This is a genomic window from Saccharothrix sp., from assembly GCF_031180885.1.
Taxonomy (GTDB): Bacteria; Actinomycetota; Actinomycetes; order Mycobacteriales; family Pseudonocardiaceae; genus Actinosynnema.
In genome coordinates, this window is the sequence record NZ_JAPSLK010000032.1 from 40,739 (window position 1) to 67,311 (window position 26,573).

Genomic DNA, 26,573 nt, shown 5'->3' on the forward strand with positions numbered 1-26,573 from the left:
ATGGGTGACCGGGCGGCACTGCTGCGCGCGGCGGCGTTCGGCGACCGGCCGGGCGCGGAGGTGTGGTGGGCGCTGACCGGGACGCCGCGCGAGCGGTGGCTGGCGGCGGTGGCGCTGGGCGGGCAGGGGCACTACGCGGCGGCGGCCACGGCGCTCGGGGCACTCCTCCGGTCCGGTGATCACTTGATCGTCTCCCTGGCCGCCTCGACCCTCGCCTCCCACCGCCGCCAACTGGGTGGCCACACCGCCGCCCGCAAACTCGACGCCCTGGCCCTGTCCGCCGCCCGCGCCGCCACCGCCGGCCCGGCCGCTGCCGGCCCGGCCGGCACTGCCCCAGCCGTCCCCACAGAGACCGCCGGCTCGGTCGACCCGGACGGCGTCGACCCCGCCGGTGCCCGCGCCGACGCCCTCCTCGGCCTCGCCGCCGACGCCCTGGGCGCGGGTCGCATCCCCGAAGCCCGCCGCCTCCACGCCCGCGTCACCCCCCACACCTGGCGCACCCACGTCCGCAGCGGCTGGGTCGCCGCCGAGATCGAGCTGGCCGACGGCCACGCGGGGCGAGCGGTGGCACCCGCCGAGACCGCCCTCCAGCACGCCGAGGCGGCCGGCGCAACGCGACACGTCCTCAAGTCCCAGCTCGTCCTGGGGACCGCGTTAGTGGTGTGGGGGACACCCGAAAGCGTCGATCGGGGCGTCCGCCTGCTACAGTGTGACCTAAATCACACCAACCACCACGGCCTCTCCTCGTTGATCTGGCCAACGGCGCTCGTGCTCCTGGGCGGCCCGGCAGTCCGCAATAGTGCGGAGACCGCCAAGCTCCGGGAGACCGCCGCCAACGCTCTGAGCTGCGTGTTACGGAGAGCTGATCCGATCAGCCGACGAATCGCCGCCCGTTCGCCGTGGATCCCGGGAGCGCTGCTCCGTTCCGGGGAACCCCCGAACGCAGACGCTGAGACGAACTTCTTGACGGATTAAGCACCGGATCGTGTCAAGGTTCCGCCCCTAGCGTCCGATAGGGGATATGGAACGTCACTCGGCTGCAGGAAGGAGTCCCCGTGACCACGGTCCTTATTTGCGACGACCGGCGCAGTGTGCGGGAGGGTCTCACCCGCGTGATGTCGGCTGTCCCCGGGGTTAGCCGCATCGACTGCGTAGCGCACGGTGACGAGTTGTTGGCGCGCTTCTCCCGGCAGCCGGTCGACGTGGTGCTGGTGGGAACCCAGCGCGCCGTCCCGACCGGGGTCGAAGCGACCCGGCGGCTCGTCTCGGCCAACCCGCAGGCAAACGTCATCGTCTTCGGGGCGCCCGACGACGCGGGCAGCATCGCCGCGGCCATCGCCGGCGGCGCCCGCGGCTACCTCCGCTGGGACGCCTCGCGCCCCGAGCTGGTGGCCGCGCTCGCCCACACCCTCGCGAGCACGTCCGTGCCCGCGCCGCGCCAGCCGTCCGACCCGGGCGTGCAGCTCACCGAGCGGGAGCTCCAGGTGCTGCGCGGGATGAGCCAGGGCAAGTCCAACGGGCAGATCGGCCGCGAGCTGTACCTGTCCGAGGACACCGTCAAGACCCACGCGCGCCGGCTGTTCCGCAAGCTCGGCGTCCGCGACCGCGCCCAGGCCGTCGCGCACGGCTTCCGCCGCGGCCTGGTGTCCTAGCGCACGCGGGACTCCATCCTTTCGCCGATTCGACTGATTCGGCCCGGTGACGTCACCGTCGCCGGGCCGTGTCGTTGTCAGGGCGTGTCGGCAGGTCAGATGGGGTCCAAAGACCCCATTTGCGTGCATCCGGTCCCGCGACCGGTACGGTGAGTGTCACCGGTACGGGCGACGTCCGTCGCGCCGTGCTGTTCGTTGTCGGTACGCCTACACGTAACACCAGGGCTGTTGTCTGCGATGACCAACTTGGGGGACGGACTGGACGCCGAAGTGGGCGCGGCCGTCGATGGCGACCGCCACGCGATCGAGCGGCTGCTGGCATCCATTCGTCCCCTGGTGGTGCGGTACTGCCGCGCCCGAGTCGGAAGGCAGGAGAGGTCTTTCGCTTCGGCGGACGACGTGGCCCAGGAGGTGTGTCTCGCGGTGCTGACGGCCCTGCCCAGCTATCGCGACCAGGGTCGGCCGTTCTTGGCGTTCGTCTACGGGATCGCAGCGCACAAGGTGGCCGACGCGCATCGCTCAGCTGCCCGGAACCGGTCCGAACCGGTGCCGGAGGTGCCCGACGCCCCCGAGACGGAAGCCGGTCCCGAGCAGCGCGCCATGCAGGGCGAGCTGTCCGGCCGGATGGCCCAGCTCCTGAAGATCCTTCCGGAGAAGCAGCGGGAGATCCTCCTGCTTCGCGTGGTCGTCGGCCTGTCGGCCGAGGAGACCGCCGACGCCGTCGGCTCCACGCCGGGTGCGGTTCGAGTGGCGCAGCACCGCGCCTTGGCCCGCCTCCGCAAGTCGTTGGCAGCGGAGGAGGTGGTCTGAGTGGCCGACCAGCACGAGAAGGGCGATGGAGAAGTCGTGCGCGGACGAGATGAGAGAACCCCGCTCACCTCGGATGACTCCTTGGTGGAGCCCGGCGACGACCTCGCGGGCATCCGGGCGGATGACGCTTTGCTGGACGCGCTGGGCGGGCGCGGCCACGCTGAAGGGCTCGTCGAGGACGAGCTGAACGCACTGCTGCTCGCGTGGCGGCGGGAGGTCGACAGCCGCCCGGTGGGCGAACTTGTCGACACCGACACCGCGGTGGCCACGATCGCCGCGGCCCAGCCCCAGCAGCGGGGCCGGCACCGGTTCCTGATCCCGCTCGCGAGCGCCGCCGCCGTGCTGGCGATCGCGTTCACCGGGGTGAGCCTGGTGGCCCGCGACGCCCAGCCGGGTGACGCGCTGTGGGGCCTGACCCGGGTCCTGTACTCCGACCACGCCCGGTCCGTGGAAGCTGCCGTGACGGTCCGCACCGACCTGGAGACCGCCCGCGCCGCGCTGCGCGAGGGCCGCTACACCGAGGCCCGCGAGCTGCTGGACAAGGCGAGCACGGTCCTGCCGTCCATCTCCGCCGACGACGGCAAGGCCGACCTGGCGCAGAAGCACGAGTCCCTGGTCCGCGAGCTGACCAGCACGAACCCGGCGCCGACGAACCCACCGGCGAGCCACTCGCCGTCGACGACGCCCACGACGCCGACCTCGCCGAGCGAGCCGTCCTCCACGTCGCCGACCACGACGACCCCGGAGTCGACCACGACCACGGCGCCGACCACGACGACGACCACCACCACCAACGGCACCGCCGCGCCGCCGCCGAGCAACGAGCCGCCATCGGGCGGCGAGACCCGCAAAGCGCCGGGCTCCGACACGCCGAACGTGGACCCGACCGGCAATTGAGACGAGCCTGCCCGGCAATTGAGACGCAAAACGAAGCCCGCCCCAGCCAGCCGGGGGCGGGCTTCGTCACATCCGAGCCGAGTCCTTGCTCACACCGCGAGGCCGCGTCGGCTTGTCATGTCGCCTTTCCCGACGATCACGCTTTTCGACCGGCGGGAAACGCGGCGTGACGAGCCGACTACAGGCGGCGCAATCCAACTCAGCGCGCGCCCTCGGTGGCGGTGACCCCGTCCGCGTAGCCGCGGCAGTACTCCCAGCTGACGTACGCCGTCGGGTCCGGGTCGTAGGCGGGTTCGTGGGGGCGCATGCGGCCGTCGGACAGGAGCTGTTCCAGCGACGACCGCAGCAGCGCCCAGTCGTGGTAGTGCGGCTCCTGGCACTCGCCGCAGTCCACCACGATCCCCCGGACACCACGGTGTTCCAGCAGCGCCTGGTAGACGGCGAGGTCGCTCAGGTCGCCGATCAGCTCGGCCCGCTCGACGTCGTCCATCGGCGGGTGGTCGTGGTCCTCGTCGGGCGAACCGAGGGACAACGCCGGGTCCTCGGGGTCGCCCGCGAACGGGTCTGGTGGCAACGCGTCGTGCGGCACGACCCCGCACGGTACCGAAGAGACCCCCGACCACGTCCAGATACCATGGGCTGAACCCATCGCCGCCTGCGGAAAACCCCAATTCGCGGTCGGCGGGATCGCCGCACGACGGAAAGGCTCACCGGCCGCCATGACCAGCGAGTTGAACGCTGACGGAGTCCCGAGCAAGTTCGCCATGCTGGGACTGACCTTCGACGACGTGCTGCTGCTGCCGGCCGAGTCCGAGGTCGTGCCGAGCGGCGTGGACACCAGCACCCGCATCTCCCGCAACATCACCCTCCGCGTGCCGCTCGCCTCCGCCGCGATGGACACCGTCACCGAGAGCCGGATGGCGATCTCGATGGCCCGCCAGGGTGGCATCGGCGTGCTGCACCGCAACCTGTCCGTCGACGAGCAGGCGCGCCAGGCGGAGACCGTGAAGCGGTCCGAGGCCGGCATGGTGACCGACCCCGTGACGTGCTCGCCGGACGACACCATCCGCCACGTCGACGAGCTGTGCGCCCGCTACCGGATCTCCGGCGTCCCGGTGACCGACGCGCAGGGCAAGCTGGTGGGCATCATCACCAACCGCGACATGCGGTTCGAGGTCGACCACTCGCGCAAGGTCAGCGAGGTCATGACCAAGGGGCCGCTGGTCACCGCCCAGGTGGGCGTGTCCGCGGAGGCCGCGTTGGGCCTGCTGCGCCGGCACAAGGTGGAGAAGCTGCCGATCGTCGACGGCGACGGCAAGCTGCGCGGCCTGATCACGGTCAAGGACTTCGTCAAGACCGAGCAGTACCCGAACGCCTCGAAGGACCCGGACGGCCGCCTGCTGTGCGCCGCCGCGATCGGCGTCGGCGAGGACAGCTTCACCCGCGCCATGACCCTGGCCGAGGCGGGCATCGACGTGATCATGGTCGACACCGCGCACGGCCACCAGCGCAACGTGCTGGAGATGGTCGCCCGGGTGAAGAAGGAGCTGGGCGACGAGGTGGACGTGGTCGGGGGCAACGTCGCCACCCGGGCCGGCGCGCAGGCGCTGGTGGACGCGGGCGCGGACGGCGTGAAGGTCGGCGTCGGACCGGGCTCGATCTGCACCACGCGCGTGGTCGCGGGGGTGGGTGTGCCGCAGATCTCCGCGATCTACGAGGCGTCGCTGGCCTGCCGCCCGGCGGGCGTGCCGGTGATCGGCGACGGCGGCATCCAGTACTCGGGCGACATCGCGAAGGCGATCGCCGCGGGCGCCAGCGCGGTCATGCTGGGCAGCCTGCTGGCGGGCACCGCCGAGTCGCCGGGCGACCTGATCCTCGTCAACGGCAAGCAGTTCAAGACCTACCGGGGCATGGGCTCGCTGGCCGCCATGCAGGGCCGGGGCGACCGGAAGTCCTACTCCAAGGACCGCTACTTCCAGGACGACGTGCTGTCCGAGGACAAGCTGGTCCCCGAGGGCATCGAGGGCCGCACGCCGTTCCGCGGCCCGTTGTCCCAGGTCGTGCACCAGCTCGCGGGCGGTCTGCGGGCGGCGATGGGCTACACCGGGTCGCGCACGATCGCCGAGCTGCAGGACAAGCAGCTCGTGCGGATCACGGCGGCCGGCCTGAAGGAAAGCCACCCGCACGACATCACGATGACCGTGGAAGCGCCGAACTACACCACCCGCTGAGCTAGAGTCCACGGGTTCCGCAGGCTCAGAGGAGAGGACGACACAAGGTGCGCGATCTGGTCGAGATCGGCATGGGCCGGACCGCGAGGCGGGCCTACGAGCTGGACGACATCGAGATCATCCCGTCCCGCAGGACCCGTTCGTCGAAGGACGTCTCGACGGCGTGGCAGATCGACGCCTACCGCTTCGAGATCCCGCTGATCACCCACCCGACGGACGCGATCGTCTCGCCGGGCACGGCGGTGGCGGTGGGCGAGCTGGGCGGTCTGGGCGTCCTCAACGCCGAGGGTTTGTGGGCGCGGCACGGCGACGTGGAAGAGGCGCTGTTCCGGCTGGTGCAGTCGGTGGAGGACACCGACGACCCGGCCGCGCCGGTCAAGGTGCTCCAGGAGCTGCACCAGGCCCCGGTGCGGATGGACCTGATCGCCGAGGCGATCAAGCAGGTGCGCGAGTCGGGCGTGACGGTCGCGGTGCGGGTGAGCCCGCAGCGGGCCGCCGAGCTGACCCCGGACCTGCTCGCGGCGGGCGTGGAGATCCTGGTCGTGCAGGGCACGATCATCTCCGCCGAGCACGTGTCGCGCGACGGCGAGCCGCTGAACCTCAAGTCGTTCATCGCGGACCTGGACATCCCGGTCATCGCCGGCGGTGTCGGCGACTACCGGACGGCCATGCACCTGATGCGCACCGGCGCGGCGGGCGTGATCGTCGGCTACGGCTACACGCCGGGCGTCACCACGACGGACTCGGTGCTGGGCATCGGCGTGCCGATGGCCACGGCCATCGCGGACGCGGCGGCGGCGCGCCGGGACTACCTGGACGAGACCGGTGGCCGGTACGTGCACGTCATCGCCGACGGCGGCGTGCTGACCAGCGGTGACGTCGCCAAGTCGATCGCGTGCGGCGCGGACGCGGTGATGCTCGGCGAGCCGCTCGCGGCGGCGGCCGAGGCGCCGGGGCAGGGCCTGTACTGGACGGCGGCGTCGGCGCACCCGTCGGTGCCGCGCAGCCACGTGTCCACGGGCGTGGACCAGGTGGTGGACCTGCGCAGCCTGCTGTTCGGGCCGTCGGTGGACCCGCGGGGCGTGACGAACCTGTTCGGTTCGCTCAAGCGCGCGATGGCCAAGACCGGCTACTCGGACATCAAGGAGTTCCAGAAGGTCGGTCTGACCGTCCGCGGCTGACCTCTTCCGTGCGGACCCCTCGCCTTCGTGCGGGGGGTTTCGTGCGTTCGAGAGACTGAACCGATTGGGACTAGCTGTTACTTCGGGTAACGCCTAATCTGCCCCTCATGGGTGAACTCGCCGGTAACATCCGCACGGACTACGACGTCGTCGTCATCGGCTCGGGCTTCGGCGGCAGCGTCGCCGCCCTCCGGCTGACCGAGAAGGGTTACCGGGTCGCCGTGCTGGAGGCCGGTCGCCGGTTCGCCGACGACGAGTTCGCCAAGACGTCGTGGGACCTCAAGCGGTACCTGTGGGCGCCCGCGCTGGGCTGCTACGGCATCCAGCGCATCCACGCGCTGCGCAACGTGATGATCCTGGCCGGCTCCGGCGTCGGCGGCGGGTCGTTGGTGTACGCGAACACCCTGTACCGGCCGCTGAAGCCGTTCTACAGCGACCGGCAGTGGGCGCACATCACGGACTGGGAGTCCGAGCTGGCGCCGTTCTACGACCAGGCCAGCCGGATGCTGGGGGTCGTGGAGAACCCGACCACCACGCCGTCCGACGAGGTCATGAAGACCGTCGCCGAGCGCATGGGCGTGGCCGAGTCCTACCACGCGACCCCGGTAGGCGTGTTCTTCGGCGAGCCGGGCAAGCCCGCCGAGGACCCGTACTTCGGCGGCGCGGGGCCGCAACGCACCGGGTGCACCGAGTGCGGCGAGTGCATGACGGGGTGCCGGGTCGGCGCGAAGAACACCCTGGTCAAGAACTACCTGTACCTGGCCGAGCGCAACGGCGCCGAGGTGCTGCCGCTGACCACCGTCACCGGCCTGCGCCAGGCGTCCGACGGCACGTGGTCCGTCGACACCCGCCGCACCGGTGCCAAGCTGCGGCGTGGCCGGCGCACCATCACCGCTGGTCAGGTGGTGTTGGCGGCCGGGACGTGGGGCACCCAGCAGCTCTTGCACCGGATGCGCGACGAAGGTGCCCTGCCCAAGCTGTCGCCCAAGCTGGGCGAGCTGACCCGGACGAACTCCGAGGCCATCGTCGGCGCGGGCCGCTTCACCGTGGACGAGGAGCGCAACTTCAGCCAGGGCGTGGCCATCACGTCGTCCATCCACCCCGACGAGCAGACCCACATCGAACCCGTGCGGTACGGCAAGGGCAGCAACGCCATGGGCCTGCTCCAGACCCTGGCCACCGACGGCGCGAAGTCCACGCCGAGGCTGTTGCAGTTCCTGTGGCAGGCGGTGCGGCACCCCGTGCGGCTGGCACGGCTGCTGTCCGTGCACCGGTGGAGCGAGCGGACCGTGATCCTGCTGGTCATGCAGAGCCTGGACAACTCGATCACGACGTACACCAAGAAGGGCGTCTTCGGTCGGAAGCTGACCTCGAAGCAGGGCCACGGCGAACCCAACCCGGCCTTCATCCCGGCCGGTCACCGGGCGAACCTGCTGGCCGCGGAGACCATCGACGGCGTGGCCGGCGGCACGTGGGGCGAACTGTTCAACATCCCCCTGACCGCCCACTTCATCGGTGGCTGCCCGATCGGCTCGGACGAGCGGTCGGGCGTGATCGACCCGTACCACCGGGTGTACGGGTACCCGGGGCTGTCGGTGGTGGACGGGGCGGCGATCTCGGCCAACCTGGGCGTGAACCCGTCCCTGACCATCACCGCCCAGGCGGAGCGCGCGTTCTCCCTGTGGCCGAACAAGGGCGAGGCCGACCAGCGCCCGGCCCAGGGCGAGGGCTACCGGCGGGTGCCCGCGGTCGCCCCGGTGAAGCCGGCTGTTCCGTCCGACGCTCCGGGCGCGTTGAGGCTGCCGATCGTGGAGGTCCGCACCAAGGTGTGACGGTCAGCCGCGGCTGCGCTCGCACGGGTCGTCGTCGGGGGCGAAGAACTCCTCGGCTTCACGCCTCATGCGGTCGTGGCCGACGCGCGGCAACTCCCGGTGCCGCGCGACCAGTTCCTCGGCGGTCAGACCTGTCCCGTCCACGACGCCGACCGTAGCTCTGCGTGCGGCGCTTCCCGATCGCCCTATGGTGGGAGGCGTGGCAGTGAAGCCGTTTGCGTCCAGTGCCGACCTCGCACCCAAGGACGAGGAGTTCGTCCGGCTCGCCGACGGCGTCTACGCCCTCACCGCCGAAGGCGACCCGAACGTCGGGGCGATCGAGGGCGAGGACTTCCTGGTCTGCGTCGAGGCGAGGGCGACCCCGGTGGCCGCCCGCCGCTGGCTCGACCGACTCCGCGAGCACACCGACAAACCCGTCCGCTACCTGGTCCTCAGCCACTACCACGCGGTCCGCACGCTGGGCGCGAGCGCGTTCGGGGCCGAGGAGATCATCGCCCACGAGAACACCAGGACGTTGATCGCCGAACGCGGCCGGCAGGACTGGGAGAGCGAGTACGCCCGCATGCCCCGCCTGTTCGAGGACCCGGCTTCGATCCCCGGCCTGACCTGGCCGACCATGACGTTCTCCGACCGCCTCACCATCCCGCTCGGCGGCGACCGCGGTGACCTGGAACTGCGCTTCTGCGGACGCGGCCACACGGCGGGCGACATCGTGGCCTGGCTGCCGCACCAGCGCGTCCTGTTCGCCGGCGACCTGGTCGAGAGCCGTGCCGCGCTCTACACCGGCGACGCCTTCCACGACGAGTGGGCGACCACCACCCTCGACACCGTCGCCGCCCTCGGCGCGGAGCAGTTGGTCGGCGGACGGGGCGCGGTGGCCCGGGACCGGGGCGAGGTGGAGGCGGCGATCGCCCAGTCCCGGCACTTCCTGGACGAACTGCGCCGCACCGTCGGCACCGTCCACCGCTCCGGCGGCACGGTCAAGGAGGCGTTCCGGGCCGCCCATGACGCCCTCGCCCCGCGCTACGGCCGGTGGCCGATCTTCGAGCACTGCATGCCGTTCAACGTGCAGCGGTACTGGGACGAGTGCGACGGCGTCGACTGGCCGAGGATCTGGACGGCCGCGCGCGACCAAGAGGTGTGGGCGGCGTTGCGGTGAAGCCGGTCGTGGTGGTCGGTGGCGGTCCGGTGGGCATGACCGCGGCCCTCCTGCTGGCCCGCGCGGGCGTGCCGACTGTCGTGTTGGAGGCGGCGGAAGCCCGGACAGCCGTGGGCAGTCGGTCGATCTGCGTGCAGCACGACGTTCTGCACGTGTTGGAACGGGTCGGCGTGGGCAAGTCCGTGGTCGAGGCGGGTGTCACCTGGTACCGGGGCAGGACTTTCTTCCGCGGCCGCGAGGTGCTGACTCTGGAGTTGCCCAGGCGCCCCGGATTTCCCCCTTTCGTCAACACGCCCCAAACCGAGGTGGAACGCATCCTGGAAGCCCGGGTGCGCGCCGAGCCTTCGATCGATCTCCGCTACGGACAACGGGTTGTAGGCGTCTCGCAGGATGTCGATGGCGTTCAAGTGTCCACAGCAGACAGTGTGGTTGAGGGCACCCACTGCATCGCCGCCGACGGCGTGAAGTCCACCATCCGCGACCTGCTGGGCATCACCTTCGAGGGGCACTCCTTCGACGACCTGTTCGTGATCGCCGACATCCGCGTCGACCTGGGCCATGCCGCACCCGAGCGCCTGTTCCACTTCGACCCGCCGTGGAACCCGGGCCGTCAGGTCTTGCTGCACCCGCAACCCGGTGGGGTGTACCGCATCGACTGGCAGGTCCCCGAGGGTTTCCACCTGACCGACGAGCACATCAGGCGCATCACCGGCGACCGCCCGTACGAGGTCCTGTGGCAGTCCACGTACCGCTTCCACCAGCGCAGGGCCGACCGTTTCCGGGTGGGCCGGGTGCTCCTGGTGGGCGATGCCGCACACGTGATGAGCCCGTTCGGCGCACGGGGTCTGAACTCGGGGATCTGCGACGCCGACAACGCCACGTGGAAGATCGCCCTGGACCGCGCGGGCGAGGCCGGTCCCAACCTCCTCCCGTCGTACGAGATCGAACGCGCGGCGGCGGCCGACGAGAACCTCCGGGTCACCGGCAACACCATGCGCTTCCTGGTCCCACGAACAGAAGCCGACCGCCGGTACCGCTTGGACGTGCTGGAACGCGCCGACAAAGCCAAGATCGACTCAGGAAAACTCTTCGAACCCTTCGCGTACCAAGACTCCCCGCTCACCAGCCCGGGTTGCGACGGCACCTTGGCCCCCGACAGCAGCCGCTTCGGCCCCACCTTCACCGTCGAAAACGGCAACCTGATCCGCCCGGACGGCCACTACGCCTCCTTCGCCCCTACCGACCCAGCGGTCGCCCTTCACCGCGCTAAAGGTTTTACTTCAGTGAACTAAAATTTTCTCTGGTGGTGGCTGAACCCGGAAACGATCCCGGCCTAGCGCCTGACCAGGCGATACGGCAGGTTTACCCACCAGCCCACCAGCCCACCAGCCCACCAGCCCACCAGCCCACAGCCGCAGCCGCAGCCCGGCAGGCTGCCAGCCCTGGTAGCCCGCCAGCCCGCCAGCCCGGCAGGCCCGCCAGCCCGGCAGGCCCGCCAGCCCGGCAGGCCCGCCAGCCTGGCAGCACGCCAGTCCGGCAGCGCGATAGCCGCCGGTCGGCGAGTGAGTCAGCGCCGCCTGCCGCTGCCCGGCTGCTCGGCCGCTCCGGCTGCCTGGCTGCCCGGCGTGATCAGGGTTGCCTGGCCCGGCGGCTTGGCGGCCTGATGTGGTCGGGCGGCGCAGCCTGGCTGGCGCGACCCGACCCGGCGCGGCGCGGCCCGACCCTGCGCGACCCGGCGCGGCGCGGCGCGACCCGGCGCGGCCCAACTCGGCCCGACCCAACTCGACGCGACCCCGCGCGGCCCAACTCGGCGCGGCCTGGCGTGGCTCGACCCAGCGCGGCCCGACCCGACGTGCCCCGGTCCAGCCAGGCAGCCTGCCGGCCGCTGACCCTTGTGGGAGGAGGTCAGCGGCGGTGGATGGTCAGGGTGAAGCCGGCTGGTTTCAGGGTGAGCATTTCGGTTATTTGCAAGCGGTAGCCCGGGTCGGGGGTCAGGTTGTAGCGGCGGAGGACGGTGGCCAGGGCCAGGGTTGCCTCGTGCAGGGCGAACTGCCGCCCGATGCACGCCCGCTCCCCCGTCCCGAACGGCTTGTACACGTGCCCCGGCCGCGCCCTCACCTGGTCCGGCGCGAAACGGTCCGGGTCAAACCGCTCCGGGTCCGGCCACACGCTCGGGTCCCGGTGCACCAGCGGCAGCAAGACCAGCGCCCACTGGCCCGCCTTCATCGGGTACCGCTCACCCAGCACGGTGTCCGCCTTCGCCTCGCGCGCATAACCCGGCGCAGTCGGCCACAACCGAAGAGCCTCGTCCAAGATCCGCCGCACGTACCGCAGCTTGGTCACCTGCTCGAACGCCGGCACCTCCGCCCCGCCCCACACCGCGTCGATCTCCTCCCGCGCCTTCTCCACCACGGAAGGGTTGCGGGACAGGTAATACAGCGCGAACGACAACGCCCCCGAGGTCGTCTCATGACCAGCGATCAAGAACGTGATCACCTGGTTCCGGACGTTCACCTCGTCCAACGCCCCCGACGCCAGCATCAGGTCCAGCAGGTCGATCCGGTCCGCCGAGGGACCGGACGCCACCCGCGCGCGGATCACCTCGTCCACGACCTCCGCCAGGTACGCCACGTCCGCCCGGTACCGCTCCTCCGCACCCCGCCCGAACAGCCTGGCCACCAACGGGAACTGGAAGCCCTTCCGCTGCGCGTGCCGCAACGACCCGATCATCGCCCGCACGAACGGGTGCGCCTCCGACCGCCGGAACGAGTCGAACGGGTAGCCGAACCCCACCCGCCCGATGGTCTCCAGCGTCAGGTTCGTCATGTCCGCCGACACGTCGACCACGCCGCCCCGGTCCCACTTCCCGACCAACTCCTGCACGACGTCCACCATCGCCGGGTGGTAAGCCCGCATGGCGCTCTGCGTGAACGCCGGCATCAGGACGTCGTGCGCGGTCTTCCAGTTCGGTTCCTCGTTGTACGCGGTGAACAACCCGTCCCCGCCGATGACCCGCAGTTCCTCCACGCCCAGCGCCAGGTGCTTGGCGAACCGCTTCTCGTCGGCCAGTTCTGCCGTCAACCCGGCACCGCCGATGAAGACGATCTCCCGGTCCAGGAACCGCCGGGTGAAGATCGGGCCGAGGTCCCTGCCCTGGCGCATGGTGTCCTGCACGGGCGTGCGCAGGGACGTGCCGATCACATCGCCCAGCAACGGCACCCGCCAGCGTGGGCGGGGGATGGCCGACGTGTCCATCACCGGGGCGGCCATCAGCGCTTCGCCTTGTTCGACAACGACATCTGCGCCATCACGTCGTCCCCGCCGATCCGCCGCTGCAACGCCTCCGCGAACCCCGGGAACGCCCCACCGACCGTGCTCGCCACCCGCAGCTCCACCGGCGCCACGTTGACCTCGGCCCGGTTCTTCTCGATGGCCTCCACCACACCCGCCGCGACCTGCTCCGGCGACACCGTCCGCATCCCGGCCGGCGGCTTGGCCCCGGTGTCGGCGAACATCCCCGCGTCCCGCACGAACCCCGGCTGCACCACCGACACCCCGACCCCGGTCCCCGCCAGGTCCTGCCGAACCCCCAACCCGAAGCCGCGCAGACCGAACTTGGTGGCGTTGTAGAGCGACGCGTACGGCGAAGTCACCTTGCCCGCCAAAGACCCGATGAGCACCACGTGCCCCCGCCGACGCTCGACCATGCCCGGCAGGAGGGCGTGGGTGAGGGCGATCGGGGCGTCGAGGTTCACGCCCAGCGCCCGCCGGACCTCCTCCGCCGTGAAGTCGGTGAGCTTCCCGTTGGCCGGCAACGCGGCGTTCGCGATCAGCACGTCGACCTGACCCGCCTGCTTGACCAGCGCGCGAACCCCGTCCGCGTCAGCGAGATCAGCGACCAGCGCACGCCCACCGGTCTCCTCGGCCAGGGCCTTCAGCTCGGCCTCCTTCCGCCCCGTGAGCACGAGCTTCGCCCCCTGCGTGGCGAGCGCACGCGCGATGGCGTGCCCCAGCCCGCCGGTCGCGCCGGTCAACAGGACGGTGCTTCCCCTGACGTGCATCGCGGTCCTCCCCGGTGGATACTGTTCGTTCGAACGAACAGTATCGGAAATCGCACGCCACGACGACCGGCCGGCACGACCGATGCGGGAAGATGTGAGTCATGACCAGACCGGCCGAGACCCGGCAGCGGATCATCAGCGCGGTGCTGCGGATCATCGGCGACGACGGCGTCGCGGGCGTCACCAACCGCCGCATCGCCCAGGTGGCCGGCGTCTCGCTGGGTTCGGTGACCTACCACTTCGCCACCCAGCAGGACCTGCTCCGGGCCAGCATGCTGCACTTCGTGGACTGCGAGACCAGGCACTTCGGCGAACTGGCCAAGCAGTCCCAGACCGGCAGCGCGGACCTGGAGAAGGTCGTCGAACTGGTCCGCGAAGTGGCCAACACCGTGCCCCAGGACAGCGAACGGATCGCCCCGTACGAGCTGTACCTCCACGCCGGCCGGGACCCGGAACTCCAGGACGCGGCCTCCGACTGCTTCACCGCCTACGACAAGCTGGCGGCGACGGTGCTGACGGCCCTGGGCGTGCCGGACGCGGACAAGGTCGCGGGCGTGGTGGTGGGCCTGATCATGGGCATGAAGCTGCGCGCCCTCGCCACCGGATCGGGCACCACCGACGACCTGGTGGACGGACTGTTGATGCTGGTCAAGGGCGCGGCAGCGGGCAGCGAAGGACCCCGCAACCCCTAGACCAGACGGCGGTCCGAAGCCCAGCGGGAGAGTTCGTAGCGGTTCGAGAGCTGGGTCTTGCGCAGCACGCTCGACACGTGCGTCTCCACCGTCTTCACCGAGATGAACAGCTCCGACGCGATCTCCTTGTACGCGTACCCGCGCGCCAGCAGCCGCAGCACGTCCCGCTCCCGGGGCGTCAACAGGTCCAGCTCTGGGTCGCTGATCGGCGCCGCGCCCGGCCGGTCCGCGAACGCGTCCAGCACGAACCCGGCCAACCGGGGGCTGAACACCGCGTCGCCCTCCGCCACGCGCACCACCGCGCGCACCAGCTCCTGACTGGAGATCGTCTTCGTCACGTACCCGCGCGCACCGGCCCGGATCACCGCGATCACGTCCTCGGCCGCGTCGGACACCGACAGCGCCAGGAAGACCACCTCGGGCAGGCTCGTGCGAACTTGGCGCAGGACCTCCGCCCCACCGCCGTCGGGCATGTGCACGTCCAGCAGGACCACGTCCGGCCGCACGTGGTTGATGCCGACGACCGCCTCGCCGACCGAGCCCGCCTCGCCGACCACGTCGATCTCGTCGGTGATCGAGTCCAGTTCGGCGCGCACCCCGGCGCGGAACAGCGCGTGGTCGTCCACGAGGAACACCCGCACCGGCGTCTCCCGGCCTGTCACGTCCGCACCCCTCCTAGTTCCCGGACCTCGGCATGCACAGCTGCACTTCCGTCCCCTCGCCGGGGGTGGTGCGCAGCCGGACCTCGCCGCCGTGCCGGTCCATCCTCCCCCGGATCGAGTCCGCGAGGCCATGCCGGTCCTCGGGAACGGTGTCCGGGTCGAAGCCCTTGCCGCGGTCGCGCACGAACACGGTCACCCGTTCGGGTTCCACCTCACCGTAGACGCTGATCTCGCCCACCCCGGCGTGCTTGGCCGCGTTGACCATGGCCTCGCGGGCCGCCTGGATCAGGGCCAGCAGGTTCGGGTCCAGCTCGCAGTCGCCGACGACGACCTGCTGGACGGTCAGCGCGAAGTGGTCCTCGACCTCGCCGGAGGCCTTGGCGATCGCGGCGGACAGCGTGGTCGGCTGGGTGTTGTCCTCGACGTTGCGCCCGTACAGCCACTCGCGCAGCTGGCGCTCCTGCCCCCGGGCCAACCGCTTGACCTCGCGCGGGTTCTCGGACTGCTTCTGGATCAGCGCAAGCGTTTGCAGGACGGAGTCGTGCAGGTGGGCGGCGATCTCGGCGCGTTCCTCGGTCCGGATGCGGACCCGGCGCTCCTCGCCCAGGTCGTTGATCAGCTTGATCCACAGCGGCACGGTGAGCACCGCCACGCCGCCCAGGGTCGCGACCACGGCGAGCAGCGCGAACCGCAGCTGGTCGATGCCGTAGCTGTTGACCAGCAGCACGCCGATGCCGATGGCGACCAGCGCCACGCCCGCGAGCACCCGGACCACGGCCGACCGGCCGCTGCCCAGCAGCCCGGACCGCGCCCCGTCCCGCCAGCGCCGCCGCTGCGCCTCGTCCGCCTCGCGCCACACCACGGCCGCGCCGACCAGGGCCACCGCGAGCGGCCCGACGATCCAGCCGCTGACCGGGCCGGACATCAGCCCGCTGATCACCGCCGCGCCGATGCCCAGCGCGACCAGGCCCAGCGCCTGCTGGCGCTCCTTGGACCCGGACGGCCGCTCCGGCGCGTCGACCTCCCGCTGCGGCACGAACAGCCACAGCAGGCCGTACGCGACGACGCCGACGCCGTTGAGCGCGGTCAGGGCCGCGAACACCGCGCGCACCCAGAACACGTCCACGCCGAGGTGGTCGGCCACGCCCCCGGCCACGCCCGCGACGACCCGGCCGCCGCGCCGCCTGCGCACCGGCTCGGGGTAGCGGGACTGCCTGGCCGCGGTCGGTTGCCTGTCCACGGTCTCCACCACCTGCGCTGTCACGGTCCGATCGTCACACGAGCGGTTTTCCGATTCATCAGGGTTCCACCCGATGCCGGGTTCAGGGTGGGTCCCCGATGCGCATCGTGCCCGGCAACGGCGATGCTCGTCACCGTGAGCGGGAACCTGAGCACAGCCGGCGTCGAGCAGACGCTGAAGGACTTCTGGGCCAGCAGGCCCAGGCGGCCGCACGAGGGGCGCAAGGTCGCCGGTGTCGCCGCCGGTATCGCGGAGCGGTACCAGATCGACCCGGTGATCGTCCGGGTGGCGTTCGTGGCCATGGCGCTGTGCAACGGCGCGGGCATTTTGATCTACCTGTTGGGGTGGTTGTTCCTCGCCCAGGAGGGTGACGAGGCGTCCGCCGCGGAGGCGCTGGTCGGCCGCGGCCGCAGTTCCACGCCCGCGCCGCTGACCGTGCTGCTGGGGCTGGCGGTGCTGCCGGCGTCGGGGCTGTTCGTGGACGGCGGCTTCACCATGGTCGGCGGGCTCCTGCTGTCCGTCGGCGCCATCTACGCGCTGCACCGCGGCCGCGGGCAGTTGAACCGACCCGCCCCGAGCCCCGAGGTGAGCCCCGTGGACCCCGCAGACGCCCCGACGACCCGCGTCACGCCGCCCGCCTGGGACCCGCTGGGCGCCGCGCCGTTCGCGTGGGACCTGCCCGAGCCGACCCCGACCACCCCGCCGGTGCCGGTCGCCCCGGCCCGCCCGCGGCGCCGCAAGTCCCGCGTGGGCGGGATGACGTTCGGCCTGGCGCTGGTCGTGCTGGCCGGCTCGATGGTGGCCGCCGAGTACAGCGACTGGTTCACCGCGCCGCACGTCATCGGCCTGGTTGTCGCGACGCTCGGCCTGGGGATGCTGGTCGGCGCGCTGCGCGGGGGCGGCGGCAAGGGCCTGATCGGCCTGGTCGTGCCGCTGAGCGTGGCGGGGGTCGTGATGACCACGGTGGACTTCCCGGAGTGGAACGACTCCGACCGGTACGGCGACCTGTCCGCGCGGCCGACGGCCGTCGTGGACGTGCTGCCCAAGTACGACTCGAACATCGGCACCGTGGACGTCGACCTGACCGGTCTGCCCGCGTCCGGCACGGTGAAGACGGCGGTCGAGATCGGCCTGGGCGAGGCCCGGGTGATCGTGCCGAAGGGCGCGGACGTGGTCGCGGTCTGCCACGCCGACCTCGGCGTGGTGAAGTGCCTGGACAAGCAGGCGGACGGGAAGGGCCCCACCGAGCGGGTGACCGACAACGGCGCCGACGGCGAGGGCGGGCTGAAGATCGAGCTGGACGTGAAGGCCGGCATGGGAGAGGTGGTGGTGAGCCGTGGCTGACCGTGAAGTGCAAGAGAAGCGTGGCGTCGACGTGGTGGGACTGGTGTTCGGGGTCGCGGCCCTGGTCGCCGCCGCCTACATGCTGTCCGACGGCGCGGCGTGGCCGGACTTCCTGGACCTGCGCTGGGTCCTCGCGGGCGGCGCGATGGTGATCGGCCTGGGCCTCCTGGCCGGCTCCGCCCGCCGCCGCTGACACCCGCCGCCACTGAGGCCCGACAACGCTCACGCCCGACAACGCTCACAATCCGAAGGGCCGCTCCTCACCACGAGGAGCGGCCCTTCTTCACGACCGCGTCGTGCTCGGCGGGCGCGGCGGGATCACTCCCACTCGATGGTGCCCGGCGGCTTGCTCGTCACGTCCAGCACCACCCGGTTGACCTCCGCCACCTCGTTGGTGATCCGGGTCGAGATGCGCTCCAGCACGTCGTACGGCAGGCGGGTCCAGTCGGCGGTCATCGCGTCCTCCGAGGACACCGGCCGCAGCACGACCGGGTGACCGTAGGTCCGCCCGTCGCCCTGCACGCCCACGCTGCGCACGTCCGCCAGCAGGACCACCGGGCACTGCCAGATCGTGCGGTCCAGGCCGGCCGAGGTCAGCTCCTCGCGGGCGATCGCGTCGGCCTTGCGCAGCACGTCCAGCCGCTCCGCGGTCACCTCGCCGATGATCCGGATGCCCAGCCCCGGCCCCGGGAACGGCTGCCGCTGCACGATCGTCTCCGGCAGGCCCAGCTCCGTGCCGACCCGGCGCACCTCGTCCTTGAACAGCGCCCGCAGCGGCTCGACCAGGGTGAACTGGAGGTCCTCGGGCAGCCCGCCGACGTTGTGGTGGCTCTTGATGTTCGCGGTGCCCGCGCCGCCGCCGGACTCGACCACGTCCGGGTACAGCGTCCCCTGCACGAGGAACCGGTAGTCGCCCTCGGCCTTCAGGTCCCGCTCGGCCTGCTCGAACACGCGGATGAACTCGCGGCCGATGATCTTGCGCTTCTCCTCCGGGTCCGTGACGCCCTTCAACGCCCCCAGGAACCGCTCGCGCGCGTCCACGGTGACCAGGTTCACGCCGGTCGCGGCCACGTAGTCGCGCTCGACCTGCGCCCGCTCACCCGCCCGCAGCAGCCCGTGGTCGACGAACACGCAGGTCAGCCGGTCGCCGATGGCGCGCTGCACCAGCGCCGCCGCGACCGCGGAGTCCACGCCGCCGGACAGGCCGCAGATCGCCTTGCCGTCCCCGATCTGCTCGCGGATGCGCGCGACCTGCTCGTCCACGATCGACGACGTCGTCCACTGCGGCCGGATGCCCGCGATCTCGTGCAGGAACCGCCGCAGCACCTCCTGGCCGTGCGGCGAGTGGCCGACCTCCGGGTGGTACTGCACGCCCGCGAACCGGCGCTCCCGGTCCTCGAACGCGGCCACCGGCGCGCCGTCGCTGGACGCGGTCACGGTGAAGCCCTGCGGGGCCGCGGTGACGCAGTCGCCGTGGCTCATCCACACCGGGTGGCTGCCGGGCAGCTCCTCGTGCAGCAGACCGCCGTCGGCCCGCACGTTCACCTCGGTGCGGCCGTACTCGCGGGTGCCGGTGTGCTCGACGGTGCCGCCGAGGGCGCCCGCCATGGCCTGGAAGCCGTAGCAGATGCCGAACACCGGCACGCCCACCTCGAACAGCTTCGGGTCCACCTGCGGGGCGCCCGGCTCGTAGACGCTGGACGGACCGCCGGAGAGCACGATGGCCGCCGGGTCCTTCTCCAGCAGCTCGGCCACGCTCGCGGTGTGCGGCACGACCTCGGAGTACACCTGCGCTTCGCGCACGCGACGGGCGATCAGCTGCGCGTACTGCGCACCGAAGTCGACGACCAGAACGGGGCGGCTGCTGCTCTCAGACACGGCTGACATCGTCTCAGACCTGCACCGGGTGCTCAGAACGGCCTAGGTTGTGCCCCATGGACGCGTTCACCCCGCAGCCACGGCCCTGCTGGATCGCCGGACGTCCGGAGCAGGGCACGGGGGCCATCACCGTCACCCACCCCTACGACGGCACGGAGGTGGCGTCGGTCGCCGTACCCGGCCCCGACCAGGTGGAACGGGCCGTCGCCGGCGCGGCGGCGGTGGCCAAGGCATTCCGCCGCACCCCCGCGCACGTCCGCGCGAAGGCCCTCCTGCACGTGTCCCAGACCCTCGCCGAACGCGCCGAGGAGATCGCCGAGACCATCACCGCCGAGAACGGCAAGCCGCTCAAGTGGGCGAACATCGAGGTCCAGCGCGCGGTGAACACGTTCCGGTTCGCCGCCGAGGAGGCCCGCCGGTTCACCGGCGACCTCCAGCGCCTGGACACCGACGCCAACGGCGAGGGCCGCATGGCGGTGGTCCGCCGGGTCCCGCGCGGCCCGGTGCTCGCGGTCGCCCCGTTCAACTTCCCGCTCAACCTGGTGGCGCACAAGGTGGCCCCGGCGCTGGCCGTGGGCGCCCCGGTCATCGTGAAACCCGCCTCGGCGACCCCGCTGTCGGCGTTGCTGCTCGGCGAGGTGCTGGCCGAGGCCGACCTGCCCGAGGGCGCCTTCTCGGTGCTGCCGGTGCGCGGCTCGGACATGAAGTCGCTGGTCACCGACGAGCGGCTGCCGGTCATCTCGTTCACCGGCTCGACCTCGGTGGGCTGGTCGCTGACCGACAGCGCGCCGCGCAAGCACGTGCTGATGGAGCTGGGGTCCAACAGCGCCGCCATCGTGTGCCCGGACTGGCCCGACCTGGGGTGGGCGGCGTCCCGGATCGCGACCTTCGGCAACTACCAGGCCGGCCAGTCGTGCATCGCGGTCCAGCGGGTGCTGGTGCATCGGGAGGTGGCGGACGAGTTCGTGCCGAAGCTGGTGGCGGCGGTGCGGGCGTTGAAGACCGGCGACCCGCACGACCCGGAGGTCGAGGTCGGCCCGCTCATCGACGAGGACAACGCCCGCCGGGTCGAGGAGTGGATCTCCGAAGCCGTGTCCGGTGGCGCGGTCCTGCACGTCGGCGGCGGCCGGAAGGGCACCTCGATCGAGCCCGCCGTGCTGCAGGACGTGCCGGCGGAGGCCCGGTTGTGGCACCAGGAGGTCTTCGGGCCGGTGCTGGCGGTGTCCGTGGTGGAGTCGGTCGGGGAGGCGTTCGCGCAGGCCAACGCCACCGAGTACGGCTTGCAGGCGGGTGTGTTCACCCGTGACGTGACGGTGGCGTTCGAGGCGGCGGCCGAGCTGGAAGTCGGCGGCGTGATCATCGGCGACGTGCCGTCGTACCGGGCGGACCAGATGCCTTACGGCGGCGTGAAGGGGTCGGGGACCGGGCGGGAGGGGGTGCGTTCGGCGATGGAGGACTTCACCGAGGAACGCACCATGGTCCTGACCGGCATCACCCTCTGATCAAGCGACCCGTTCCGAAGAGATGATCTGGAGGTGGTCGTCCACCGGCCGCACCCGCAGCCGGTAGGTCTCCACGGACTGCGCGGACCCCTGCACGAAGGCCAACTCCACGTCCGCGGTGAACACGTCGTCCTCGCGCAGGACACCGACGCTCGTCACGTGGACGTTGTCGTAGGCCACCCAGAACCGGGTGTAGTCGGGCAGGTCCGGCCGGAAGTCGGGGGAGAGGTTCTCCCAGGCCAGCGACGGGTCGTTGGTCACCTGCGCGTAGTGGGCGCGGATGAAGTCGACCACCGCCTGGTCGTCGAACAGCGGCGGGGCGACCTGGACGTCGCTCTGCGCCGGCGGCGGGCCGGTCACCGAAGGTTCGGCGGTCAGGGAGGCGGCGGCGATCGCGCCGGCGGCCACCACCAGGATCGCCGTGGCGATGGCGGGCGCCATCCAGCCCGGCCGGGGGCGGTCGACCGGGGGGTTCGCCAGCAGGTCCGCGGCGTCGGCGGCGGACGGGCGTTCGGCGGGGTCGCCGGCCAGCAGCCGGGAGATCACACCGGACAGCGGACCCGGTGCGGGCGGGTCGATGTCGCCTTTGGCCGCCTTGTACAGCAGCGCCAGGCTGTTCTCGGTCGCCCCGTAGGGCGGTCGGCCCTCGGTGGCCGCGTACAGGGTCGCGCCCAGCGAGAAGACGTCGGCGGCGGTCCCCGGCTGTTCGCCGCGCGCCACCTCGGGAGCCAGGTACGCGGGGGTGCCGGTGATCATGCCGGTGTCGGTGAGGGTGCCGTCGTTCACCGAGCGGGAGATGCCGAAATCGGTCAGCTTCACCGCGCCGTCGTGGCCGATGAGGACGTTGGACGGCTTCACGTCGCGGTGGACGATGCCCGCCGCGTGCGCCGCGGCCAGCGCCGCCGCCACGTGGCCGCCGATGCGGGCCGCCTCCGCGTGGTCCAGCGCGCCGCGCTCCACCAGCAGCTCGGCCAGGCTGCGTGCGGGCACGTACTCCATGACCAACCAGGGCCGGTCGTCCTCGACCACCACGTCGAACACCGCGACGGCGTTCGGGTGGTGCAGCCGGGCCGCGTTGCGCGCCTCGCGCAGCGCCCGGGCCCCGGCCACCCGGGCCTCGTCGGGCGTCAGGTCGGGCCAGCGGAGCTGCTTGACGGCCACCTCGCGGTCCAGCAGCGCGTCGAGCGCCCGCCAGACGACGCCCATGGCGCCGCTGCCGACCCGCTCGACCAGCGCGTACCGACCGCCGACCGCAGCCCCCGACTCGTGCACGGGAGGAGGGTAGCGACCGGGCTCAGTTGGTCGAGACGAGCTTGGCCAACTCGCGGTCGAAGTCGATCCACAGGTCCTCCTCGCCGGGCTGGACCACGTCGTAGGTGAGGTCCAGGAACTCGGCGATGTCCTCGGCCTGGGCGGACAGGATCGCGAACCCGGTCGGCGCGTTCAGCTCCAGCAGGACCCGCTCCGGGTCGTCGGCGGCCGGGCGGACCAGGATGTCGCCCTCTCCGGACGCGGTCAGCAGGCCGTCGGCCAGCAGGTCGCGGGCGAAGATCCACTCGACCTTGCCCTGCCCGGTGTGGAACAGGACGGCGACCGCGTACGGGTCCTCCGGTTCGTAGTGCAGCTCGGCTTCCACCGGGGCCGGCGGGACGCCGGGGACCAGGAGGTGGAACGTCGTCGTGGTGGTGATGCTCTCGGCGCTCATGGCTGTGGGATTCCCTTCTCGGTTCGACCCTCTCAGGAGAGGAGACGTCCGGAAAGGTGAATCGGGACGTGGTTCGCCTGAACACCACGCGATCGGGGGAGACCTGCGTCGCAGGTCCACCCGTTTGCCCACACCGCCCGTCTCAACTGGCCGTACCGGCGAGTAACACAGTGTTATCGCAGGTCACTTGAGCGTAGTCACGGGCTCCTTCTGGGGCGGGACGATCGCCGTCGCGGGCTGCTTGCGGGTAAGCCCGACGCCCACGAGGACCACGACCATGCCCAGCACGACCCGGAGGTTGAGGTCCTCGCCCAGGAACGCGGCCCCGAGCAGGACCGACACCACGGGCAGCAGGTAGCCGACCGTCGTGGCGTTCGTCGGGCCCTCGTCCTCGACGATCCGGTAGTTGATGATGAACGCCAGGCCGGTGCCGAAGACGCCCAGGATCGCGACCGCGACCAGCGGCTGCCACGACAGGTGCGGCTCCTGGAGGCCGCCGGCGGGCAGCACGAACACGGTCAGACCGCTGGCCAGCACCAGTTGCGTGGCGGAGATCTGCATGGACGACAGGCCGCGCCCGGACACCGTGCGGCCCACGTAGGTGTAGGCGACCGCGTAGGAGGCCGCGGCGGCGAGGCACGCCAGCGCGCCCCAGCTCGCCAGCCCCGCCTTCTGCCACGGCGCGAAGATCAGCAGGGTGCCCGCGAAGCCCAGCACGAGCCCGATCAGGCGGGCCGCGTTGCGCTGCTTCTCGAAGCCGAGCGCCAGGCCGATGGCCAGCGCCCACAGCGGGGTGGTGGCGTTGAGCACGCCCGCCACACCCGAGTCCACGGTCTCCTCGCCCACCGCGAACAGGACGAACGGGATCACGTTGCCGAACACGGCCGCGATGGCGAGGTGCCCCCACACCGCCCGGCCGCGCGGCAGTCGCTGCCCACCGGCGAACAGGAGCCCGGCCACGATGGCGGCGCCCAGCACGGTGCGGCCGAGGGCGATCTGGACCGGGGACAGCCCGGTGAGCGCGATCTTGATCCAGAGGAAGCTGGAACCCCAGAAGAGAGCGAGGACACCCATCCTGACCAGCGTGCCGGGCTTGTTCACCGGCACATCGTGCGCCATGCGAAGCTTCCAGGACAAGTGAATAGAACTGCACGACCTTTAAGCATGGCTATACGCTGGAGCCATGCTGGACGTGCGACGCATGCAGGTGCTCCGCGCCGTGGTGACCACGGGCTCCATCACGGCCGCCGCGGTCAACCTCGGCTACACCCCCTCCGCGATCAGCCAGCAGGTCGCGGCCCTGGAGAAACAGGCCGGCCTGCCGCTGCTGGACCGCGTCGGCCGGGGCGTCCGCCCCACGGCGGCCGGCCGGATGCTCACCGAGCACGCGGCCCACATCACCGACCGGTTGGTCGAGGCCGAGGCCGCTCTGGCGGATTTGCGTGAGGGCCGGACCGGTCGGTTGCGGGTCCGGTACTTCGCCACCGCCGGTGCCGCGCTCGTGCCGCCCGCGGTGGCGGCGTTCAAGGAGCGGCACGCCGACGTGCAGCTGGACCTCAAGCTGACCGAGCCGGACGACCCGATGCTGGAGATCGCGGCCGGGCGGGCGGACGTGGCCCTGACGGTGTTCCCCCGGGTGGTCGAAGCGCCGCGCGGGGTGCGGTTCGTGCACCTGCTGGACGACCCTTACCTGGCCGTGCTGCCGCGCGGGCACGAGTTGTCGCGCAAACGGGTGCTGGACCTGGCGGACCTGGCCGATTCTCCGTGGGTGGACGCGGTGAACCCGCCGGGGCCCTGCCGGGACATCGTGCTGAACGCTTGCGCGGGGGCGGGGTTCGCGCCGAACTTCGTGCTGGAGTCCGACGATTACCCGACCGCGCAGGGGTTTGTCGCGGCCGGGTTGGGCGTGACGATCATCCCGAAGCTCGGGCTGGGCGTGGTGCACCCCGGCGTAGTGGTCCGCAAACTCCGCCACCCGGAGCCCGTGCGGATGATCCACGCCGCCATCCGCGAGGACTCTTTGAGTTCACCCGCCGTGCGCACCCTGGTGGACGCCCTGAAGGCTGCGGTCGCCTAGGCGAGGCTCTGTTCCTTGGAGAGGTAGAGGCCCTCGTTGACCCACTGGAGGACGATCAGCTTCCGCTCCTGGGTGACCGAGTTGTCCTTCTTGGTGATGGTCAGCTCGACCTCGTACGCGTACGCCGAGTTCTCCCGGATGTTGGTCAGCTCGACCTGCTTCACGCTGTTCCAGTAGCTCTTGTACCCGCCGGGCCCGCCCTGGGCGCCCTGCATCTCCGGGGTGAGCCGGCCGAAGCCCTCGTCGACGTGGCCGGGCAGCAGCGCGTAGTAGTCCCGGATCGTCTGTTCCATCTGCTGGCTGGTCGGGTCCGTCGTGTACTTGGTCGGCGGGGCCACCGGCTTCTTCGACGTGGACGTCGACGGCTCGCCGCCGCTCGCGACCGGCGTGGTCGACGTGGTCTGGCCGGCCTGGCCCTCGGTGCCGCCACCGCCGGACAGCATGCTGGCCAGCAGGATGCCCACCACGGCGGCACCGACGATCGCCAGCGCCGTCACCACGGTGGACCGCTTGCTCTTGATCGGCCCACGACCCGCCGGGCGGGGCCGCGGCGGTGCGGCGGCCGGGCGTGCGGCCTGCGGCATCGCGTTGACCGGGCGCGGCGGGGTGTGCGGGGCCTGCACCGGGGGCGCCACGCGGGTGGCCTGCGGGGCCTGAGGTGGCTGGGGTGCCGGGTTCTGGGGCGGCGCGGGGGTCAGCGCGCGGGTGGCCGGGGCCGGGACCTGGACCGGCGCGCCCTGCCACGACGGCGGGTGCGACTGCGGCAGCGGCACCGGGAACTCCGGCGCGGCGCGGCCCGCGGCGACGGCGGCCAGCGCCTCCTTCGCCTCGGCCATCGTCGGCCGGTCCTCCGGCTCGGCGCGCAGCAGGCGCATCAGCAGCGCGGTCAGCGGACCGGCCTGCTTCGGCGGGGTGACCTTGCCCGAGGCCACCTGGTGCAGCAGCGCGATGGTGTTCTCGTTCAGGCCGAACGGCGGCATGCCCTCGACCGCCGCGTACAGCGTCGAACCCAGCGAGAACACGTCCGACGGCGGACCCGGGTCGTAGCCCTTCGCGACCTCGGGCGCCAGGTAGGCGGGGGTGCCCGCGAGCATGCCGGTGGCGGTGACCGTGACGTCGCCGGTCGCGCGGGAGATGCCGAAGTCGGTGATCTTGACCGTGCCGTCGTCGCCGAGCAGCACGTTGCCCGGCTTGATGTCCCGGTGCACGATGCCCGCGTTGTGCGCGGCGGCCAGCGCGCTCGCCACCTGGGAACCGATCGCGGCCACCTCGCGGGGCGGCAGCGTGCCGCGCTCGGCCAGCACCGTCGACAGGCTGCGCGACGCCAGGTACTCCATGACCAGCCACGGCTGGCCGTCGTCCTCGGCCACGTCGTACACCGCGATCGCGTGCGGGTGCTGGAGGCGGGCCGCGATCCGACCCTCCCGCATGGCCCGGCGCTTGGCCTCGTCCGTGTCCGACTCGGCGAGACCCGGCTGGAGCAGCAGCTGCTTCACCGCGACGGTGCGGTGCAGGCGCTCGTCGTGGGCCTGCCAGACGATGCCCATCGCGCCGCTGCCGATCCGCCGGCCCAGTCGGTAGCGGCCGGCCACCAGGCGGCCATCGTCGGTCACGGGTGCTCCAAAGCTGCTCGGGCCTACACATCAGTGG

At 71.7% G+C, this 26,573-nt stretch carries 25 protein-coding genes; 14 read left to right on the plus strand and 11 right to left on the minus strand.

Annotated elements, in window-relative coordinates; genetic code table 11:
* The 4 genes from RIN75_RS28740 (at position 1) to RIN75_RS28755 (ending at position 3,359) form a co-directional block, all read left to right on the plus strand.
* Positions 1-975, plus strand: a complete 975-nt coding sequence (locus RIN75_RS28740) for a hypothetical protein (RefSeq protein ID WP_309115201.1) — start codon at positions 1-3, stop codon at positions 973-975.
* A gap of 80 nt (positions 976-1,055) precedes the next feature.
* A complete protein-coding gene (locus tag RIN75_RS28745; RefSeq protein ID WP_015805222.1) occupies positions 1,056-1,652 on the plus strand; it encodes a response regulator transcription factor in 597 nt (198 codons plus the stop codon).
* Positions 1,653-1,889: 237 nt separating this feature from the next.
* Positions 1,890-2,462, plus strand: coding sequence for a sigma-70 family RNA polymerase sigma factor (locus RIN75_RS28750; protein WP_121225037.1), 573 nt, complete (start codon positions 1,890-1,892; stop codon positions 2,460-2,462).
* Positions 2,463-3,359 carry an anti-sigma-D factor RsdA gene (locus RIN75_RS28755; RefSeq protein ID WP_309115158.1) on the plus strand — a complete coding sequence of 299 codons (897 nt, stop codon included), beginning with the start codon at positions 2,463-2,465 and terminating at the stop codon, positions 3,357-3,359. It abuts the gene before it with no gap.
* Positions 3,360-3,558: 199 nt separating this feature from the next.
* Here the strand turns inward: RIN75_RS28755 and RIN75_RS28760 are convergent, their stop codons facing one another.
* Positions 3,559-4,008 (minus strand): DUF5319 domain-containing protein, encoded by a 450-nt coding sequence (locus RIN75_RS28760; RefSeq protein ID WP_309115159.1) that lies wholly within the window; start codon positions 4,006-4,008, stop codon positions 3,559-3,561.
* Between the two features lie 70 nt (positions 4,009-4,078).
* On the opposite strand from RIN75_RS28760, the gene guaB reads away from it, so the two are divergent.
* The 3 genes from guaB (at position 4,079) to RIN75_RS28775 (ending at position 8,603) form a co-directional block, all read left to right on the plus strand.
* Complete coding sequence (gene guaB, locus RIN75_RS28765) at positions 4,079-5,590, plus strand: IMP dehydrogenase (RefSeq protein ID WP_309115160.1); 1,512 nt, start codon at positions 4,079-4,081, stop codon at positions 5,588-5,590.
* 47 nt (positions 5,591-5,637) lie between these two features.
* Positions 5,638-6,771 carry a GuaB3 family IMP dehydrogenase-related protein gene (locus tag RIN75_RS28770; RefSeq protein WP_309115161.1) on the plus strand — a complete coding sequence of 378 codons (1,134 nt, stop codon included), beginning with the start codon at positions 5,638-5,640 and terminating at the stop codon, positions 6,769-6,771.
* Positions 6,772-6,878: 107 nt separating this feature from the next.
* Positions 6,879-8,603: a GMC family oxidoreductase gene (locus RIN75_RS28775; RefSeq protein ID WP_309115162.1), complete on the plus strand. Its 1,725-nt coding sequence runs from the start codon at positions 6,879-6,881 to the stop codon at positions 8,601-8,603.
* A gap of 3 nt (positions 8,604-8,606) precedes the next feature.
* Here RIN75_RS28775 and RIN75_RS28780 read toward each other — a convergent pair whose 3' ends face one another.
* Complete coding sequence (locus tag RIN75_RS28780) at positions 8,607-8,747, minus strand: hypothetical protein (protein WP_309115163.1); 141 nt, start codon at positions 8,745-8,747, stop codon at positions 8,607-8,609.
* A 55-nt stretch (positions 8,748-8,802) separates the two neighbouring features.
* On the opposite strand from RIN75_RS28780, the gene RIN75_RS28785 reads away from it, so the two are divergent.
* Positions 8,803-9,762: an MBL fold metallo-hydrolase gene (locus tag RIN75_RS28785; protein WP_309115164.1), complete on the plus strand. Its 960-nt coding sequence runs from the start codon at positions 8,803-8,805 to the stop codon at positions 9,760-9,762.
* On the plus strand, positions 9,759-11,054 hold the full coding sequence (locus RIN75_RS28790; protein ID WP_309115165.1) for an FAD-dependent monooxygenase: 1,296 nt from the start codon (positions 9,759-9,761) through the stop codon (positions 11,052-11,054). Before RIN75_RS28785 ends, RIN75_RS28790 begins: the two co-directional genes overlap by 4 nt.
* A 613-nt stretch (positions 11,055-11,667) precedes the next feature.
* On the opposite strand, the gene RIN75_RS28795 is transcribed toward RIN75_RS28790, so the two are convergent.
* On the minus strand, positions 11,668-13,032 hold the full coding sequence (locus RIN75_RS28795) for a cytochrome P450 (protein WP_309115166.1): 1,365 nt from the start codon (positions 13,030-13,032) through the stop codon (positions 11,668-11,670).
* On the minus strand, positions 13,032-13,823 hold the full coding sequence (locus tag RIN75_RS28800) for an SDR family NAD(P)-dependent oxidoreductase (protein WP_309115167.1): 792 nt from the start codon (positions 13,821-13,823) through the stop codon (positions 13,032-13,034). The genes RIN75_RS28795 and RIN75_RS28800 overlap by 1 nt, the downstream gene beginning before the upstream one ends.
* Positions 13,824-13,924: 101 nt before the next feature.
* Between RIN75_RS28800 and RIN75_RS28805 the strand changes: the two genes are divergently transcribed.
* A complete protein-coding gene (locus RIN75_RS28805; RefSeq protein WP_309115168.1) occupies positions 13,925-14,515 on the plus strand; it encodes a TetR family transcriptional regulator in 591 nt (196 codons plus the stop codon).
* On the opposite strand, the gene RIN75_RS28810 is transcribed toward RIN75_RS28805, so the two are convergent.
* Positions 14,512-15,177, minus strand: a complete 666-nt coding sequence (locus RIN75_RS28810; protein WP_309115169.1) for a response regulator transcription factor — start codon at positions 15,175-15,177, stop codon at positions 14,512-14,514. The genes RIN75_RS28805 and RIN75_RS28810 overlap by 4 nt on opposite strands.
* A 13-nt stretch (positions 15,178-15,190) precedes the next feature.
* Positions 15,191-16,441 carry a PspC domain-containing protein gene (locus tag RIN75_RS28815; protein WP_375296040.1) on the minus strand — a complete coding sequence of 417 codons (1,251 nt, stop codon included), beginning with the start codon at positions 16,439-16,441 and terminating at the stop codon, positions 15,191-15,193.
* A gap of 111 nt (positions 16,442-16,552) precedes the next feature.
* On the opposite strand from RIN75_RS28815, the gene RIN75_RS28820 reads away from it, so the two are divergent.
* The gene (locus RIN75_RS28820) at positions 16,553-17,761 is read left to right on the plus strand and encodes a PspC domain-containing protein (protein ID WP_309115170.1); all 1,209 of its coding nucleotides are present in this window, start codon (positions 16,553-16,555) and stop codon (positions 17,759-17,761) included.
* On the plus strand, positions 17,754-17,954 hold the full coding sequence (locus tag RIN75_RS28825) for a hypothetical protein (protein WP_309115171.1): 201 nt from the start codon (positions 17,754-17,756) through the stop codon (positions 17,952-17,954). Before RIN75_RS28820 ends, RIN75_RS28825 begins: the two co-directional genes overlap by 8 nt.
* A gap of 125 nt (positions 17,955-18,079) precedes the next feature.
* Here the strand turns inward: RIN75_RS28825 and guaA are convergent, their stop codons facing one another.
* The gene (gene guaA / locus RIN75_RS28830) at positions 18,080-19,648 is read right to left on the minus strand and encodes a glutamine-hydrolyzing GMP synthase (RefSeq protein ID WP_309115172.1); all 1,569 of its coding nucleotides are present in this window, start codon (positions 19,646-19,648) and stop codon (positions 18,080-18,082) included.
* A 47-nt stretch (positions 19,649-19,695) separates the two neighbouring features.
* On the opposite strand from guaA, the gene RIN75_RS28835 reads away from it, so the two are divergent.
* Entirely contained in the window at positions 19,696-21,141 is a 1,446-nt protein-coding gene (locus RIN75_RS28835) for an aldehyde dehydrogenase family protein (RefSeq protein WP_309115173.1), read from the plus strand.
* Here RIN75_RS28835 and RIN75_RS28840 read toward each other — a convergent pair whose 3' ends face one another.
* From RIN75_RS28840 to RIN75_RS28850, 3 genes are all read right to left on the minus strand, one after another.
* Complete coding sequence (locus tag RIN75_RS28840; RefSeq protein WP_309115174.1) at positions 21,142-22,413, minus strand: serine/threonine-protein kinase; 1,272 nt, start codon at positions 22,411-22,413, stop codon at positions 21,142-21,144.
* Between the two features lie 22 nt (positions 22,414-22,435).
* Positions 22,436-22,846, minus strand: a complete 411-nt coding sequence (locus RIN75_RS28845; protein WP_309115175.1) for an SsgA family sporulation/cell division regulator — start codon at positions 22,844-22,846, stop codon at positions 22,436-22,438.
* A gap of 183 nt (positions 22,847-23,029) precedes the next feature.
* Positions 23,030-23,965 (minus strand): DMT family transporter, encoded by a 936-nt coding sequence (locus RIN75_RS28850; RefSeq protein ID WP_309115176.1) that lies wholly within the window; start codon positions 23,963-23,965, stop codon positions 23,030-23,032.
* Positions 23,966-24,029: 64 nt separating this feature from the next.
* On the opposite strand from RIN75_RS28850, the gene RIN75_RS28855 reads away from it, so the two are divergent.
* Entirely contained in the window at positions 24,030-24,923 is an 894-nt protein-coding gene (locus RIN75_RS28855) for a LysR family transcriptional regulator (protein WP_309115177.1), read from the plus strand.
* Here RIN75_RS28855 and RIN75_RS28860 read toward each other — a convergent pair.
* Positions 24,920-26,536, minus strand: coding sequence for a serine/threonine-protein kinase (locus RIN75_RS28860; RefSeq protein WP_309115178.1), 1,617 nt, complete (start codon positions 26,534-26,536; stop codon positions 24,920-24,922). The two genes, RIN75_RS28855 and RIN75_RS28860, sit on opposite strands and share 4 nt — an antisense overlap.
* Between the last annotated feature and the right edge of the window lie 37 nt (positions 26,537-26,573).